Source organism: Bacillus sp. A260 (genome assembly GCF_009861435.1).
Taxonomy (GTDB): Bacteria; Bacillota; Bacilli; order Bacillales; family Bacillaceae_G; genus Bacillus_A; species Bacillus_A cereus.
In genome coordinates, this window is the sequence record NZ_CP046398.1 from 1,651,983 (window position 1) to 1,669,168 (window position 17,186).

The following is a 17,186-nucleotide window of genomic DNA, read 5'->3' on the forward strand; positions in this document are numbered from 1 at the left end:
TTTTTAACAAAATGGTGTCAATGAAAAAAAGAAGAAAAATATTTGAATTTTTTGTGACGAACTTGTAGGTTTTTGTATGATTTTGTAGGTTCGCTTATAAGATGTGTGAGTAGCTTTTATAAATTCAAATTGAAAGCGTTCGCATGAAGGGGATGAACATAAATGAAAAAATTCGGATTGGCAACACAAATTTTTGTCGCGCTTGTTTTAGGGATTGTAGTAGGGGCAGTCTTTTATGGCAATAAAACGGCGATTTCTTATATCACACCAATTGGGGATATATTTATTCACTTAATTAAGATGATTGTAGTACCAATTGTTATTTCAGCATTAATTGTTGCAGTAGCTGGTGTAGGAGATATGAAAAAGCTTGGGAAACTAGGCGGTAAGACAATTCTTTATTTCGAAATTATTACGACGATTGCTATTTTAATGGGATTACTTGCAGCGAATATATTCCAACCAGGTACTGGCGTTGATATGAGTAATTTACAGCAAAGTGATATTTCTTCTTATAAACAAACTGCAGATGCAACAGAGAAGAAAGGTTTTGCTGAGACAATTGTTCACATTGTACCGAAAAACGTATTTGAATCGATTGCACAAGGTGACCTATTACCGATTATATTCTTCTCAGTATTGTTCGGCTTAGGAGTTGCGGCAATTGGGGAAAAAGGAAAGCCTGTTTTTAACTTTTTTGAAGGCGTACTCGAAGCCATGTTTTGGGTTACAAATCAAGTTATGAAATTTGCACCATTTGGTGTATTCGCATTAATTGCCGTTACGGTTGCAAAATTTGGTGTAGCGACATTACTTCCGCTAGGAAAACTAGTGCTAGCTGTATACGTAACTGTTATACTATTCGTTGTGATTGTATTAGGTATTAATGCACGAATGGTTGGAGTAAACATTTTTACATTAATGAAAATTTTAAAAGAAGAATTGATTCTTTCGTTTACGACAGCAAGTTCAGAAGCTGTTTTACCTAATATAATGAGAAAAATGGAAGAGTTCGGTTGTCCAAAGGCAGTTGCCTCTTTCGTAATTCCGACAGGTTATACATTTAACTTGACTGGATCGGCTATTTATCAAGCGTTAGCGGCATTGTTTGTTGCACAAATGTACGGTGTGCACATGTCACTAACGGAGCAAATAACGTTATTATTCGTTCTCATGTTAACATCCAAAGGTATGGCGGGAGTTCCAGGTGCATCGTTCGTTGTTGTATTAGCAACGTTAGGTTCGATGGGGTTACCACTAGAAGGTATCGCGTTAATTGCGGGAATTGACCGCATTTTAGATATGATTCGCTCATCTGTCAATGTATTAGGAAATGCATTAGCGGCCATTGTTATGTCGAAGTGGGAAGGCGAATTCGATAATGAGAAAGCAAAACAATATGTAGAAACAGTCAAAGAAACAAAAGCAGCATAAGAAATCGTTAAGGAGTGAATAATCATGGCAACATTAACTGAAGTTAAAAATGGTGTTCGAATTGAAAAAGATTTTTTAGGTGAAAAAGAAGTACCAAACTATGCATACTACGGCGTACAAACAATGCGTGCAGTTGAAAACTTCCCGATTACAGGATACAAAATCCATGAAGGTTTAATTAAAGCGTTCGCAGTTGTAAAAAAAGCAGCAGCGCTTGCGAATACAGATGTAGGAAGATTGGAATTGAACAAGGGTGGTGCGATCGCAGAGGCTGCTCAAGAAATTCTTGATGGAAAATGGCATGATCATTTCATCGTAGATCCAATTCAGGGCGGAGCAGGTACTTCAATGAACATGAATGCAAATGAAGTCATTGCCAATCGTGCTCTTGAATTATTAGGAATGGAAAAGGGAGACTATCACTATATTAGTCCAAATAGTCATGTAAACATGGCGCAATCCACAAATGATGCATTCCCAACGGCGATTCATATCGCAACGTTAAATGCATTAGAAGGCTTATTACAAACGATGGGTTATATGCATGATGTATTTGAATTAAAAGCAGAACAGTTCGATCATGTGATTAAAATGGGACGTACACATTTACAAGACGCTGTGCCAATTCGCCTTGGACAAGAATTTAAAGCGTACTCTCGTGTACTTGAACGTGATATGAAACGCATTCAGCAATCGCGTCAACACTTATATGAAGTGAACATGGGAGCAACTGCAGTTGGTACAGGCTTAAATGCAGACCCAGAATATATTGAAGCAGTTGTAAAACATTTAGCTGCAATTAGTGAACTACCACTAGTTGGTGCAGAAGACTTAGTAGATGCAACGCAAAATACAGATGCATACACAGAAGTATCTGCAGCACTTAAAGTATGTATGATGAATATGTCTAAAATTGCGAATGACCTTCGCTTAATGGCATCAGGTCCACGTGTTGGTTTAGCAGAAATTATGTTACCAGCTCGTCAGCCAGGTTCATCTATTATGCCAGGGAAAGTAAACCCTGTTATGCCAGAAGTTATTAACCAAATTGCGTTCCAAGTAATTGGTAATGACCATACAATTTGCCTTGCTTCAGAAGCAGGACAATTAGAATTAAACGTGATGGAACCAGTACTTGTTTTCAACTTACTGCAATCAATTAGCATTATGAATAACGGTTTCCGTGCCTTTACAGATAATTGCTTAAAAGGAATTGAAGCGAATGAAGATCGCTTAAAAGAGTATGTTGAGAAGAGTGTAGGAATTATTACAGCCGTGAACCCTCATATCGGTTATGAAGCTGCAGCTCGCGTTGCGAAAGAAGCAATCGCGACAGGGCAATCCGTTCGAGAACTTTGTGTGAAAAATGGTGTACTGTCACAAGAAGACTTAGAGTTAATTCTAGATCCATTCGAAATGACGCACCCAGGGATTGCAGGAGCAACTCTTTTAAAGAAAAATTAAAAGAAGAGGGGGGACAAGCCCCTCTTTTTTGTTTACAATATAGAAATGCTATATATGAATAGAGGTAGGGATGTTATGAGCAAGTTTACAGTAGCTTCTAATGGTGCATTAGAAACAACATTAAGAGGAGCAGAAGTATTATCAACACCACTTTTAAATAAAGGGGTAGCTTTCACACAAAATGAAAGAGAAGAGTTAGGTTTAAAAGGGTTATTACCGCCAGCGGTTTTAACGTTAGAAGAACAGGCACGCCGAGCATACGAACAATTTAGTTCTCAGCCGGATGATTTATTAAAGAATGTATACTTAACTGCGTTACATGATCGAAATGAAGTATTATTTTATCGTATATTAACAGATCATTTACGTGAAATGTTACCGATTGTATATACACCAACTGTCGGTGTAGCAATTCAAAGATATAGTCATGAATATCGTAAACCACGTGGCGTTTATTTATCAATTAACGATTCATCAGGTATCGAAGAAGCATTTACCAATATCGGTGCAACAGCTGAGAACATTGATTTAGTCGTTGTAACAGATGGAGAAGGCATATTAGGAATTGGTGACTGGGGCGTTGGTGGTATTAACATCGCAATCGGAAAATTAGCTGTTTACACTGCTGCAGTTGGAATCGATCCTAGTCGTGTATTACCAGTAATTTTAGATGTAGGTACAAACCGTGAGGAGCTATTAAACAATCCATTTTATATTGGAAATCGTCACCCTCGTATAACAGGTGAAGCTTACGATGAATTTATTGATACGTTTGTACAAGCGGTAAACAAACAATTCCCGAAAGCACTTTTACATTGGGAAGACTTTAGCTCTCGTAACGCACGAAAAATTTTAGATAAATATCGTCATGATGTTTGTACATTTAATGATGATATTCAAGGTACAGGTGCAGTTTCACTTGCGGCAGTATTATCGGCAGTGAAAGCTTCTGGTGTACCGCTAAGTGAACACCGCGTTGTTGTATTTGGTGCTGGTACGGCTGGAATCGGTATCGCAGATCAAGTTAGAGATGCGATGGTTCGCGTAGGCGTATCTGAAGAAGAATCATATAAGCGTTTCTGGTGTATTGATCGTAACGGGTTAGTTACAGATAATATGGAAGATCTTCTTGATTTCCAAATTCCGTACGCAAGAAAAGAAGCAGAAGTAAGTGAGTGGAAAGAAAATGATGTGATCGGACTTGCTGAAGTTGTGAAACATGTAAAACCGACAATTTTAATTGGTACATCTACTGTTGCAGGTGCATTTAAAGAAGAGATTATTAAAGAAATGGCTTCTCACGTAGAAAGACCAATCATTTTACCAATGTCGAATCCAACGCCACTTGCTGAAGCAAAACCAGCAGATTTAATCGAGTGGACAGAAGGAAGAGCGTTAGTTGCAACAGGAAGTCCATTTGAACCAGTTACATATAACGGTGTAACGTATGTGATTGGACAATCAAATAATGCACTTATTTTCCCAGGGCTTGGTCTTGGAACAATTGTAGTACGAGCAAGCGTCATGACGGATGGAATGTTCGCAGCGGCTGCTGAAGCAGTTGCAAGTATGGTAGATACAAGTCAGCCAGGAGCACCTATTTTACCAGAGGTCGAAGAATTACGTAATATCTCAGAAATGGTTGCAATTGAAGTAGCGAAAGTTGCAGTTGCAGAAGGTGTTGCAAGAGTGAACTTAAGTGATAACGATATCAAGATGGCAGTGCAAGAAGCAATGTGGAAGCCAGAGTATCGCCAAATAAAAGCGGTAGAAAAGGTTAGAATATAGAAAAAAAGCCCGTTTATAACAATAAGCGGGCTTTCACTTTTACTACTGAAAAAAAGTATAGGAAGTGTCACCTTTGAATTGGAATCAATTATGGAAGAAAGATATGTCCCTTTTAATTATATTAATGGTCGTTGTTCCGATTGCTGGGGAGCTGAACTTTCATCCCTTTAATGATACGTTTCGAGTTAGCTTCGGTACACCGCTATTCTTCTTTTTATTATTATTTTTAAGAAGAGTACCAGCAGGAGTTGCAGGTATTCTTGTTGGTATATCTGTAGTCTTATTCCGAGTATGTCTTGACTGGATCATGCAAGGTTCATTTCATATGACAGAATCATTTTATTTGCGTTATCCTGTGTTCTTCTATTATTTTATTTATGGCAGTTTTTTTTCGCTTTGTAGGGTAAATAAATTCCATCAGAAACCAATCATTATTGGATGCCTTGGAATTTCAATTGAAATTGTTGCAAGTATGTCAGAACTTGCGTTTTATCACATGTTAGTACTAGGTACAACAATAACGATTTCTGAAGTGAATAAACTTATTATTATTGCTATTTTTCGTAGTTTCTTTGCACTTGGTTTTTTAAATATGATGAATTTATATGAAACGAAATTAAAAGAATCGCAAGTTCGAAAAGAAAATGAAAATATGTTAATGCATCTTTCTAATTTATATGTGGAATCTGTTCATTTGAAAAAGACGTTACAAAATGCGGAGTTAATTACACAAGAAGCATATCAACTATATCGAAATTTACAAGTAAGCGCTGATTCAAGTAGTAAAACAGCATTGAAAATAGCGGGGGAAGTGCATGAAATAAAAAAGGATAATCAAAGGATATTTGCAGGATTATCTAAACTGTTATTAGATAAAAATGTGGCTGAATATGTAGAAGGACATGAGTTAGCAGAGATGATTGTTAGAATAAACGAGAAGTATGCTGAAATGCTAGAAAAGGATATACGTTTTTCTAAACATATAGAAGGTGAGCATGCTGCATACCACGTGTATACAGTGCTATCAATTTTTAATAACTTAGTTGCAAATGCAGTTGAAGCAATTGAAGATAAAGGTTTCGTTATTATTAAGCTATATAAAAGAAATCAGCATATATTTTTTGAAGTAATTGACGATGGGCCTGGTATTACACAAAAGTATAAGAAATTAGTATTTAAGCCAGGATTTACTTCCAAGTATGATCAAACGGGAACACCGTCAACTGGTATTGGGCTTTCTTACATAAATGAAATGGTAACAGAGCTAGGCGGAGAAGTGAAATTAGAAGACCGAGAAAATAAAAGAGGATGTAAGTTTATCGTTTGTTTACCAGAGGATAGTTTAAAGCAGGAAGGGGAATAGATTTGTTTTATTATATCGTAGACGATGATGAAGTTTTCCGTTCGATGCTTTCGCAAATTATTGAAGATGGAGATCTTGGAGAAGTAATTGGTGAGGCGGATGACGGAGCTTTTATTGAAGCGGATCAACTAAATTTTAAAAAAGTAGATATTTTATTTATTGATTTGTTGATGCCGATGAGGGACGGAATTGAAACAGTTCGTCACATTGCGTCAACTTTCACGGGGAAAATCATTATGATTTCTCAAGTGGAATCGAAGCAGCTTATAGGTGAGGCATATACACTTGGTGTAGAATATTATATTACAAAACCATTAAATAAAATCGAAGTTGTATCTGTTGTACGTAAAGTGATGGAGCGTATTAGATTGGAGCGTTCTATACACGATATTCAAAAATCATTGAATAACGTGTTTCAGTGGGAAAAACCGCAATTGCGTACTGAACCAGTGCAAGAAGGAAAAAAGATAGGGGATTTAGGGCGCTTTTTACTATCAGAACTCGGTATTGCGGGAGAGAATGGAAGTAAAGATTTACTTAGTATGCTGGAATATTTATATGGTCAAGAAAAGGCACAGACATTTGAGTTTGGCTTTCCTGCGTTAAAAGAAATTTTCCATCATATTACGATAAGAAAATTAGGGGATTTAGCTTTAGAGGCGGATATTGATAAAGAGAAAAAAGCGTCTGAACAAAGAGTACGTCGAGCTATTTATCAGTCGTTAAATCATTTGGCTTCTTTAGGATTAACAGACTTTTCAAATCCAAAATTTGAAAGCTATGCTCCAAAATTTTTCGATTTTACCGTAGTTAGAAAACGGATGACAGAAATGACGAAAGATGAACTCGCATCTTCTGGTCATACGCGAATTAATACGAAGAAGTTTATTCAAGTGTTGTATTTTGAGGCGAAGAGGTTGATGGAGATAGAGTGAAGAAGATGCTTATAAATAAGCATCTTCTTTTGTTAAATCAACATTTTATATTTTCTCGTGGAGCATGTAAAATGTTAAGTAAGAGAAAATGGTTTTATATTAAGGAAGTGTCAAAGCGATGAGTTTCACATTGAATAAATCGATTATTAAAGAAGTGTGCGGAGAGACCTCATATAAAAGAGGTGAAGCCTATTATAAATCAAATAAAGTGATAATAGATCATTACGATGAAAATAAAGAAATTTGTGAGGCGACAGTAAAAGGGAACGAGGATTTCCATGTTACAGTAGCAAAAGCCAAAAAGGGTGATGTTGTTGCAAAATGTAGTTGTCCTTCATTAGCGTCTTTTCAAACGTACTGTCAACATGTTGCAGCAGTATTAATACAAATAAACTATAATCAACAAACAGGTGGAATGAGCTCCACTAGTAGCAGAAATGATCAATTGACAAGTGGTATGTTTCAGCTGTTTGCAGACAAACCACTGAGGCCAAAAAGTAAACAACACCGTTTTGATACACGTGAAATATTAGATATTGAGTTTATATGTACACCAGTAGCTACGAGAAGTGGTGGGGCTCTTCTTGGAATTCAATTGAAACTTGCCAAAGTGTATTTCATAAATCATATTAGAGAATTTCTTTCTAAGGTGGAGAAAAGGGAATCTTTTCATTGTTCAAATGAATTTACATATACACCAGATGTACATAGTTTTAAACAAGAAACGGATGCGATTATTCAGCAGCTCATTAAAATGTATCATAACGAAAAAATGTATGAAGATACGCTAGAAGTACACGCGAAACAAGATGAAAGTATGATATTTATACCACCAGCTTCATGGAAAGATATGCTCTTTTCACTTTCTAAAGCTGAATATGTACAGCTGAAACAAAATGAACAACTGTTTCAGGGATTACAAGTTTCAAAAGGGTTGTTGCCGTTACACTTTGAATTTACGAAGGGAAATAATGGCGGATTTACACTTCATATAGAGGGTTTAAATCGTGTACAAGTTATGGATATGTATAACAATGCACTTTACGATGGGAAATTATATCACTTACACATTGAAGATTGTATGCGACTTATTGAATTACAAAAGATGATGAGTCGCTCAAATAGTAATCAGTTTTATATTCCAGAAAGTAAGATGGAACATTTCGTCGCGAAAGTTGTACCAGGATTAATGAAGCTCGGAACTGTACACATTGATGAAGTAATATCGGATCGTGTTGAAACACCTTCGCTAAAAGCGAAATTGTATTTAGACCGCGTGAAAAATCGCTTATTAGCAGGTCTTGAATTTCACTATGGGAACGTCATGATTAATCCGCTAGAAGAGGATGGACAGCCGTCTGTTTTTAATCGTGATGAGAAAAAGGAAAAAGAGATTTTAGACATTATGAGTGAAAGTGCTTTTGCAAAAACAGAAGGCGGTTACTTTATGCATAATGAAGAAGCTGAGTATAACTTTTTATATCACGTTGTGCCAACATTAAAAGGTTTAGTTGATATTTATGCGACAACAGCAATCAAATTGCGAATTAGTAAAGGGGATGCAGTTCCTCTTATTAGAGTGAGAAGAAAAGAAAGAATTGATTGGTTGTCATTTCGTTTTGATATAAAAGGAATACCAGAAGCAGAAATTAAAGGTGTATTAGCGGCCCTTGAAGAGAAACGTAAATATTATCGATTGGCGAATGGTTCGTTTTTATCGCTAGAGAGTAAAGAGTTTAATGAAATTAATCAGTTTATAAAAGAATCAGGTATTCGGAAAGAATTTTTACATGGAGAAGAGGTAAATGTTCCGCTTATTCGAAGTGTAAAATGGATGAACGGACTTCATGAAGGCAATGTTTTAAGTTTGGATGATTCTGTTCAAGAGTTAGTAGAAAACATTCAAAACCCGAAAAAATTAAAGTTTGCTGTGCCAAATACTTTAAATGCAGAAATGAGAAAGTATCAAGTATATGGGTTCGAATGGATGAAAACACTTGCTCATTACCGTTTTGGCGGTATTTTAGCAGATGATATGGGACTTGGAAAAACGTTGCAAAGCATTGCTTTTATAGATTCTGTTTTGACTGAGATTCGAGAAAAGAAACTGCCAATATTAGTCGTTTCACCATCATCTCTTGTTTATAATTGGTTTAGTGAATTGAAAAAATTCGCCCCGCATATTAGAGCAGTTATTGCAGATGGAATTCAAGCAGAGCGCCGGAAAATTTTGAAAGATATAACGGAATTTGATGTTGTAATTACGTCATATCCATTACTGAGAAGAGATATAAGATTGTATGCAAGACCATTTCATACACTATTCCTTGATGAAGCGCAGGCGTTTAAAAACCCTACAACGCAAACGGCAAGAGCTGTGAAAACAATTCAAGCTGAATACCGTTTTGGGCTAACGGGTACACCTGTAGAAAATTCATTAGAAGAGCTATGGTCTATCTTCCATGTCGTCTTCCCAGAATTATTACCAGGAAGAAAAGAGTTCGGTGATTTAAGGCGTGAAGATATAGCGAAGCGAGTGAAACCATTCGTATTAAGACGATTAAAAGGGGACGTATTAAATGAGTTGCCAGAGAAAATAGAGCACTTACAATCATCGGAGTTATTACCCGATCAAAAGAGTCTTTATGCTGCTTATTTAGCGAAGCTAAGGGAAGAAACGTTAAAGCATTTAGACAAAGATACGTTACGTAAAAATAAAATTAGAATTTTAGCTGGTTTAACGAGATTGCGACAAATTTGTTGCCATCCTGCTTTATTTGTTGATGATTACAAAGGAAGTTCAGCTAAATTTGAACAACTGTTAGAGATTTTAGAGGAATGTAGAAGTACAGGGAAGAGAATATTAATTTTTTCTCAATTTACGAAGATGCTTTCCATTATTGGTCGTGAGTTAAATCGACAAGCAATTCCATACTTTTATTTAGACGGGAGTACACCAGCGCAGGATCGTGTAGAGCTGTGCGATCGGTTTAACGAAGGAGAAGGAGATCTATTTCTCATTTCTTTAAAAGCTGGTGGTACCGGACTTAATTTAACTGGTGCAGATACAGTAATATTATATGATTTATGGTGGAATCCAGCTGTTGAACAACAAGCGGCCGATAGGGCGTATCGAATGGGACAAAAAAATACAGTGCAAGTTATAAAGCTAGTAGCTCAGGGAACAATTGAGGAGAAAATGCATGAACTGCAAGAAAGTAAGAAAAATTTAATCGCTGAAGTGATTGAGCCGGGAGAAGAGAAATTGTCCTCAATCACAGAGGAAGAAATTCGAGATATTTTAATGATTTAATATAAAAAAGCTATGCCTTCAAATTTATGAGGGCATAGCTTTTTTGTTGTAATAATTATATTTTGTTTTGTACAAAGTAAAGAAATCAAATGTTATTTAAATTACTTCTTTGTACCTTTACTTTTGTAGGGTTTGGCAGCTGCCTTTTTCTTTGCACTTGATTGCCAACGGTTCCATCCTTTACTTCCTGTACCTTGTCCTACACCTTTTTTCGGTTTTGCTTTCGTTTTACTCATATGATCACTCCGTTATATAAAAAATCTTATTTAATAATAGCCAATGTTTTAGAAAAATATTCTGGATAAATGACTATGTTTGTTTTAAGTAAAAACAAACTGCTTGAATGCTATAGTATATCATGAAATTGCAAGTAAACTGAAAGGAATTATAAAGAAAATGAAAATAATAAGAAATACTGCGGATTCTATATTCCGAACGATCACATTAATTATTGTGTATACGTTAGTTTCGGTCAGTGAAACATTTTTTGGATTGACGAGGCAGAAAAAGTAAAGATGTTAAATTAACAACAATCAATAAAGCCGTAAAATAAAGAATTGAAAAATATTTTAAAACTTTTTGTTGACTTTCTTTATTTTTTGTATAGAATAATCATTAATAAAATGTTTCAGAGATGTGACAACAAAACGACTATGAAAGGACGAGTAGTAGTAGGACGTAGTTTAAGCGAGTCAGGGGTGGTGTGAGCCTGATACGAAGCCTATTATGAAGAACCTCCTGGAGTTGCTAACCGAAATCCTTTATAGGAAAGTAGACTTAGCCGGGAACTTCGCCGTTACAAGAAGAACAGTATCGAGATATTTCATCTCCGTATTGTATAAGTGAGCAACCTCTGTTGCTAATTTGGGTGGTACCGCGGAACCAAAGCCTTTCGTCCCAGTTTTTTGGGAAAGAAGGGCTTTTTTTGTTGGCTTCTTTTCACAACATCCAAACATTTTAGGAGGAAACCACCATGTATCAATCATTAATGACAGTAAGAGAGACTCAAATTGCAATTAAGGAAGTTAAAACATTTTTCGAGGACCAATTAGCAAAACGCCTTGAACTATTCCGCGTATCTGCACCATTATTCGTAACGAAAAAATCAGGATTAAACGATCACCTAAACGGTGTAGAACGTCCAATTGAATTTGATATGTTACATTCAGGAGAAGAATTAGAAATTGTTCATTCACTAGCGAAATGGAAACGATTTGCATTACATGAATACGGATATGAAGCTGGTGAAGGTTTATATACAAACATGAACGCGATTCGTCGTGATGAAGAACTTGATGCAACGCATTCCATTTATGTTGACCAATGGGATTGGGAAAAAATCGTTCAAAAAGAATGGCGTACTGTTGAATACTTACAAAAAACAGTACAAACAATTTATGGAATATTCAAAGATTTAGAAGATCACTTATTTGAAAAATATCCGTTCCTTGGAAAGTATTTACCGGAAGAAATTGTTTTCGTTACTTCTCAAGAATTAGAAGATAAATATCCAGAATTAACACCGAAAGATCGTGAACATGCAATTGCAAAAGAACACGGTGCAGTCTTCATTATCGGAATTGGTGATGCACTTCGTTCAGGTGAAAAGCATGACGGACGCGCAGCTGATTATGACGATTGGAAATTAAACGGTGACATTTTATTCTGGCACCCAGTACTACAATCTTCATTTGAGTTATCATCAATGGGAATTCGTGTTGATAGTAAATCACTTGATGAGCAGTTAACGAAAACTGGTGAAGACTTCAAACGTGAGTATGATTTCCATAAAGGTATACTAGAAGACGTACTACCATTAACAATCGGCGGTGGCATTGGACAATCAAGAATGTGCATGTACTTCTTACGTAAAGCACATATCGGTGAAGTTCAATCTTCTGTATGGCCTGACGATTTACGTGAAGCTTGCAAGAAAGAAAACATTCATCTGTTTTAATAGAAGTAAGGGAATAGCTTAAATATATAGCTATTCCCTCTTTTTTATAAAACATTACTTATTTATTACCGAGTTCTTCTGCTAAACCGATTAAAATTCCTTCGACTCCACGAATGTAGCAGAGACGATACGAGTTCTCGTACTGAACTACTTCGCCAACGAGCTCTGCACCATGCTTAGTGAGTCTCGATACCATTTCGTCAATATCCTCGACAGTGAACATGACGCGTAGATAACCGAGGGCGTTTACAGGAGCTGTTCGGTGATCTGCTATAGTAGGAGGGGTGAGAAATCGCGAAAGTTCAATTCGGCTGTGGCCATCTGGAGTGACCATCATAGCAATCTCTACGCACTGAGAACCGAGTCCAGTTACGCGACCAGCCCATTCACCTTCGACATTTGCTCGACCTTCGAGATTCAAGCCAATCTCCTCAAAGAAAGAGATTGCGTTATCAAGGGATTCTACAACGATGCTGACATTGTCCATTCGTAGTAATTTGTTTTTTGCCATAGTCTTATCTCCTTATGTATAAAAGTTTATTATTTAATTATCCTCATAATTATACTACTAAGTAGTTACAAATTCCTTTCAGTCAAAAACACCTTGTCACAGTATAGGAAAATGTGACAAGGTGTTTTTTTATATATCATATAGCATCTTGTTAACGAATAGCTTTTTATTTAATAGGAAGGAAGTAGATTAATATGTTTTTTTTATAAGCGTTACTAAACATATCAAATTAGCTCATTTGCACGAAAGGCTCAATTTTCGCCATAAATGATTGATGCAGCGCCTCAACGCCTGTTACTAAATGAAGGCGGTCAATAACGACAGACACTTTAATTTCTGATGTACTTACCATTTTAATATGAATATCTTCTTCTTTTAAAGTAGTGAACATATTTGCAGCGACACCTGGGTTAGATACCATGCCAGATCCTACGATTGATACTTTTGCTAAGTGATTTTCATGTTCTACAGATTCGTAGTGAAGAGTTTCTTGATTTTGTTCCAATACTTCTAATGTTTCTCTTAAATCATTCGAGTGAATGGAGAAGGAGAGATGAACAGTTCCTTCATTTGTAATACTTTGAATGATGATATCTACATTAATATGTGCCGCTGCTAATGTAGAGAAAACAGTTGAAAGTGAACCTTGTTCTAATCCTTTCACTGTGATGCGTGTAATATTATCTTCAAATGCAATACCTTTAACGATTGATTGTTGTTCCATGTTACATTCTCCTTTTACAATTGTTCCGTTTTCTTGTTCCATACTTGAGCGAACTTCTAAAACTACGTTATGATTTTTAGCAAACTCAACAGCACGCGGGTGTAATACGCCAGCACCGAGGTTTGCAAGTTCTAACATTTCGTCATAAGAAATTTCATCTAATTTATAAGCATCTTTTACAACTCGTGGATCCGTCGTATATACGCCGGTCACATCTGTGTAAATATCACATTTTTTTGCGTTTAGTGCAGCAGCTAATGCGACAGCAGTTGTATCAGAACCGCCTCGTCCAAGCGTTGTAATTTCAAAATCTTCACTGACTCCTTGGAAACCAGCTACAATAACAATCGTACCTTCAGCAAGATAAGATTGAATACGATCTGTATGAATGTCAGTAATCCGTGCACTACTATGTACAGATTCTGTCGTAATACCAGCTTGCCACCCTGTTAATGAAATTGCATGATAGCCTTTTGCTTGCAGTGCCATTGTTAATAATGAAATAGTTACTTGTTCTCCTGTAGATAGAAGCATATCCATTTCACGTTTACTTGGATTTTCTGTGATAGCGTTAGCGAGTGCGACAAGTTCATCTGTGCTTTTTCCCATTGCTGAAACGACAGAGACAATGCTATGACCTCGTTCATATTCTTCAATAATTAAATTTGCTACATGTTGAATGCGTTCGACGCTTCCGACAGAAGTGCCACCGAATTTTTGAACAATTGTTTCCATTACAGATTCCTTCTTTCGTCTATTTTTAAGAATAGATTAGGAAATATATAAATCCCAATACTCCTGTAGTTACCAGAAAGACAAACAAAAAACACCATCTCAAATAAGTGAGGATGGTGCTGTTACAGGAAAAGGGAAACAGAAAACGGAGCTAATAAAAAAACCGCCAAAAAAGGAATATCATAAAAAATGATATCTCTTTTTTGTAGATAGCTCTTCATACGTACACGTCTGTACATATGACAGTTCTGTTTCTATTCGAAAACAGCCCCAATTGATAAATGCAGAGAAACTTATCAATTTCGGCAATACTTCCTTTCATCTAAGTTCATAGACATCTCTGTGTCTCCATTAGAATACTTATAAGTATCGCAACCTCTATCTCACGTTTTAGGCGAGAGTGTTTGATTTATGAAGTTGTTGGTAACATTTGTTTTATAATAATTTAAATTTTTCGGGGAATCAAGTGTTTTATATATATTTTAAAAATTCTTTCTTTTTTTCGAGGAAGTTTGTGAAAAATGTAGCAAAATAAATTCATTGCATGTACATTAAACTTATAGTGCATAGGAGGTGGGAGAATGAAAAGGAAACAGCCTATTTATGTTGCGACAAAAATGAACACGACGATGGGAAAATTATGGGAATATACGCAAGGACCAGATATACATACAGAGTGGGATGCTCGCTTTACTGAAATTTCGTATTTAGAGAAAAAAGAAGGAGAACCACAGAAGTTTTTGTATAAAACAAAGATTGGATTTGGGTTTGAAATAGCTGGAGAAGGGGAATCAATAGGTGAAATAAGAAAAGATATTTTAACGCAGTTATGCAATTGGATGGAAACGAAAATGAAATTGTAGATTATTTTGGCGAACCACATTTACTCGTTTCTACACTGCATTTTCATATCGATGAGTTAGGGGCAATGCATATTTCTTCAAAGAAACAATGGTTTTATATGTTTGGAAGAAAAATGCCGTTACCAAAATTTTTGTATGGTGAAGCAAAAATTGTTGAAAGTTATGATGCAACACTACAGTGTTTTCGAATTCATGTACAAGTACGAAACCCGTTAATTGGCTCGCTTTTTTCATATAAGGGAACATTTGTGGAAAGGAAATAAACGATATGAAAAATATAATATTTGGGCTTGCTTGTTATGTTGTTTTTCTAATATATGAGTGGTCGAATATAAATCCTGTTGAAGCAATTATATTATTGTCTGTTTTATTATTTATACCAATGTCACTTTGTATTATTGATAAAAGAAAAAGAGATGGATCGTATTTATTATTTTATAAATTCGTATCGTTTTTATATCCAATCGCAGCAATTTGTGCAATGCTAGCTTTCGTCACAAATTACAATGTATTTGCGCTAGTTTGGTTTGTATATACAGGAATTGTTGCGTTATTTGGTGTAAGTAGATTGCTAGAAAGAGGATGGAAGCCGTTAGAAGAGATCGCCATAGATAGTGCGTTTATTTATTTGTTTTTAGGTGGTTTTTGGTTTTTTGCTTCAGTAGCAAAACTTTCAATTATGCATTTTAGCTCTGACATTGTTTTACTCACAGCAGCGCATTTTCATTATTCGGCGTTTCTATTGCCATTATCAGCTGGTTTAATAGGGAGAAAAAGAGAAAAGAGAAGTAAAGTATATGATGCTATTATGTTTATCATCATGATTTCACCTATGACAGTTGCAATAGGAATTACATACTCGAGAATATTTGAATTTTTTGCAGTGCTCCTATATTTATGTGCGATTTATGGATATGGATTTTACGTTTGGAGAGCAAAATTTAATGCTATCAGTGCAAAGATTCTTTTAATCGTTTCGTCTAGTACACTCATGGTTACAATTATGTTCTCACTTATATACTCATACGGGAATTTGAAGCATGTAATGACGATTACAATTGCTCAAATGGTTTGGATTCACGGTGTTGTCAACGGAATTGGAGTAGCGTTACCGGCATTTGTCGGCTGGATGATCGAAAAGAGTGTTCCGAATTATAAATACTATGGGAAACCAATGAGTAAATTAAGAGGAAGTGTGGCAATTGGTGAGGCTTTTTTATATAGCGGCAATTTAGTAGGTAGTAAGGAATACAACGGTTTAGTTGATCAAATAACTGATTTTCATAGTGAGTCATTTGACGTGACGAAGGTACCTTTAAGTATTATTCGTTTTTATGAAAATACAACAGAGTATGAGTTGCAATCAAATATTAAATGGGCTCGTTGGTTCCGCCTATTTGCATTTTGTTATGAGAAAATGAGCAAGCATGTAGGACAAATACATTTAGGAATGGGCGACAAGTGGGAAACGATGCATGGCTCTATCATTGGTGTAATGGATGAGGAAGATGGAAGAGAGAATGTAAGGGCTTGGCTAAGGAAAAATGAAGCAGGTGAATCTATTTTTGTAGCTCTTTATTCAAAGCATACAGATAAGGATGAGACATATATGAATATCGCCTTGCCTTTACCTTATTCGAATATGACTGGTATTTTGAGGCTATGTAATGATAATCATGATTTAATTATTACTAGTAAGTTAAGAGAAAATGGCCAGGGAGATGAGGGGATTTATTTACATACTCGGTTCTTAACAATCCGTTTACCGTTAGCAGAGACTTTCATCATTACAGAGGGGAAGGATAAAATGTTAACAGCTCATCATAGCATGTGGCTATTTGGACTTGAATTTTTACATATTCATTATAAGATTGAAAAAATTGCACAGAAGTAAGAAAGGCTTGGATGGGTTTCCAAGCTTTTTTATGTATGGGTAATTGTCATAGAAATTTGTTTATTTAGCTCATTATCCCCAACACGTTGAATTTCAAAAGTGCCTGTTTCAAAAAATAATGGGAATCTTTCTTTAAACCAAGTTTGCATAGGTAGCTTTAGTGCTGTATCGATTGGTATCCATAAGAAAGAATAAGCCCTAAAGA

At 35.8% G+C, this 17,186-nt stretch carries 11 protein-coding genes, 3 pseudogenes, 1 riboswitch and 1 other annotated feature; of the genes and pseudogenes, 10 read left to right on the forward strand and 4 right to left on the reverse strand.

The window, feature by feature from the left end; all coding sequences use genetic code 11:
• The first annotated feature begins 162 nt into the window (after window positions 1-162).
• The 6 genes from GD442_RS08540 to GD442_RS08565 all read left to right on the forward strand — a co-directional run bounded on the left by GD442_RS08540 (window position 163) and on the right by GD442_RS08565 (window position 10,297).
• Window positions 163-1,434: a cation:dicarboxylate symporter family transporter gene (locus tag GD442_RS08540; protein ID WP_000713293.1), complete on the forward strand. Its 1,272-nt coding sequence runs from the start codon at window positions 163-165 to the stop codon at window positions 1,432-1,434.
• 24 nt (window positions 1,435-1,458) lie between these two features.
• Entirely contained in the window at window positions 1,459-2,898 is a 1,440-nt protein-coding gene (aspA, locus tag GD442_RS08545) for an aspartate ammonia-lyase (RefSeq protein WP_000224190.1), read from the forward strand.
• A gap of 75 nt (window positions 2,899-2,973) precedes the next feature.
• The gene (malS, locus tag GD442_RS08550; RefSeq protein ID WP_002195357.1) at window positions 2,974-4,686 is read left to right on the forward strand and encodes an oxaloacetate-decarboxylating malate dehydrogenase; all 1,713 of its coding nucleotides are present in this window, start codon (window positions 2,974-2,976) and stop codon (window positions 4,684-4,686) included.
• A 64-nt stretch (window positions 4,687-4,750) separates the two neighbouring features.
• Complete coding sequence (locus tag GD442_RS08555; protein ID WP_002023846.1) at window positions 4,751-6,049, forward strand: sensor histidine kinase; 1,299 nt, start codon at window positions 4,751-4,753, stop codon at window positions 6,047-6,049.
• Between the two features lie 2 nt (window positions 6,050-6,051).
• Window positions 6,052-6,984: a response regulator gene (locus tag GD442_RS08560; protein WP_000500302.1), complete on the forward strand. Its 933-nt coding sequence runs from the start codon at window positions 6,052-6,054 to the stop codon at window positions 6,982-6,984.
• 118 nt (window positions 6,985-7,102) lie between these two features.
• Window positions 7,103-10,297, forward strand: a complete 3,195-nt coding sequence (locus GD442_RS08565) for a DEAD/DEAH box helicase (protein WP_000011041.1) — start codon at window positions 7,103-7,105, stop codon at window positions 10,295-10,297.
• Window positions 10,298-10,398: 101 nt separating this feature from the next.
• Here GD442_RS08565 and GD442_RS08570 read toward each other — a convergent pair whose 3' ends face one another.
• Window positions 10,399-10,533, reverse strand: a complete 135-nt coding sequence (locus GD442_RS08570) for a DUF3934 domain-containing protein (protein ID WP_000047588.1) — start codon at window positions 10,531-10,533, stop codon at window positions 10,399-10,401.
• 408 nt (window positions 10,534-10,941) lie between these two features.
• Window positions 10,942-11,200, forward strand: a binding site (T-box leader).
• Between the two features lie 70 nt (window positions 11,201-11,270).
• Between GD442_RS08570 and asnA the strand changes: the two genes are divergently transcribed.
• On the forward strand, window positions 11,271-12,254 hold the full coding sequence (gene asnA, locus GD442_RS08575) for an aspartate--ammonia ligase (protein WP_000284917.1): 984 nt from the start codon (window positions 11,271-11,273) through the stop codon (window positions 12,252-12,254).
• Window positions 12,255-12,312: 58 nt separating this feature from the next.
• Here asnA and GD442_RS08580 read toward each other — a convergent pair whose 3' ends face one another.
• On the reverse strand, window positions 12,313-12,765 hold the full coding sequence (locus GD442_RS08580; protein WP_001107259.1) for a VOC family protein: 453 nt from the start codon (window positions 12,763-12,765) through the stop codon (window positions 12,313-12,315).
• Between the two features lie 229 nt (window positions 12,766-12,994).
• The gene (locus tag GD442_RS08585) at window positions 12,995-14,224 is read right to left on the reverse strand and encodes an aspartate kinase (RefSeq protein WP_000448039.1); all 1,230 of its coding nucleotides are present in this window, start codon (window positions 14,222-14,224) and stop codon (window positions 12,995-12,997) included.
• A gap of 202 nt (window positions 14,225-14,426) precedes the next feature.
• A riboswitch (Lysine riboswitch) is annotated at window positions 14,427-14,613 on the reverse strand.
• 192 nt (window positions 14,614-14,805) lie between these two features.
• Between GD442_RS08585 and GD442_RS08590 the strand changes: the two are divergent.
• The 3 genes and pseudogenes from GD442_RS08590 to GD442_RS08600 all read left to right on the forward strand — a co-directional run.
• Window positions 14,806-15,084, forward strand: a pseudogene (locus GD442_RS08590) (hypothetical protein); the annotation flags it as partial.
• Window positions 15,027-15,350: pseudogene (locus GD442_RS08595) on the forward strand (DUF4166 domain-containing protein); the annotation flags it as partial. The pseudogenes GD442_RS08590 and GD442_RS08595, both read left to right, overlap by 58 nt.
• 5 nt (window positions 15,351-15,355) lie before the next feature.
• Complete coding sequence (locus GD442_RS08600; RefSeq protein ID WP_159365076.1) at window positions 15,356-16,981, forward strand: YndJ family protein; 1,626 nt, start codon at window positions 15,356-15,358, stop codon at window positions 16,979-16,981.
• A 29-nt stretch (window positions 16,982-17,010) separates the two neighbouring features.
• Here GD442_RS08600 and GD442_RS08605 read toward each other — a convergent pair.
• Window positions 17,011-17,166: pseudogene (locus GD442_RS08605) on the reverse strand (DNA mismatch repair protein MutT); the annotation flags it as partial.
• Window positions 17,167-17,186: the final 20 nt, after the last annotated feature.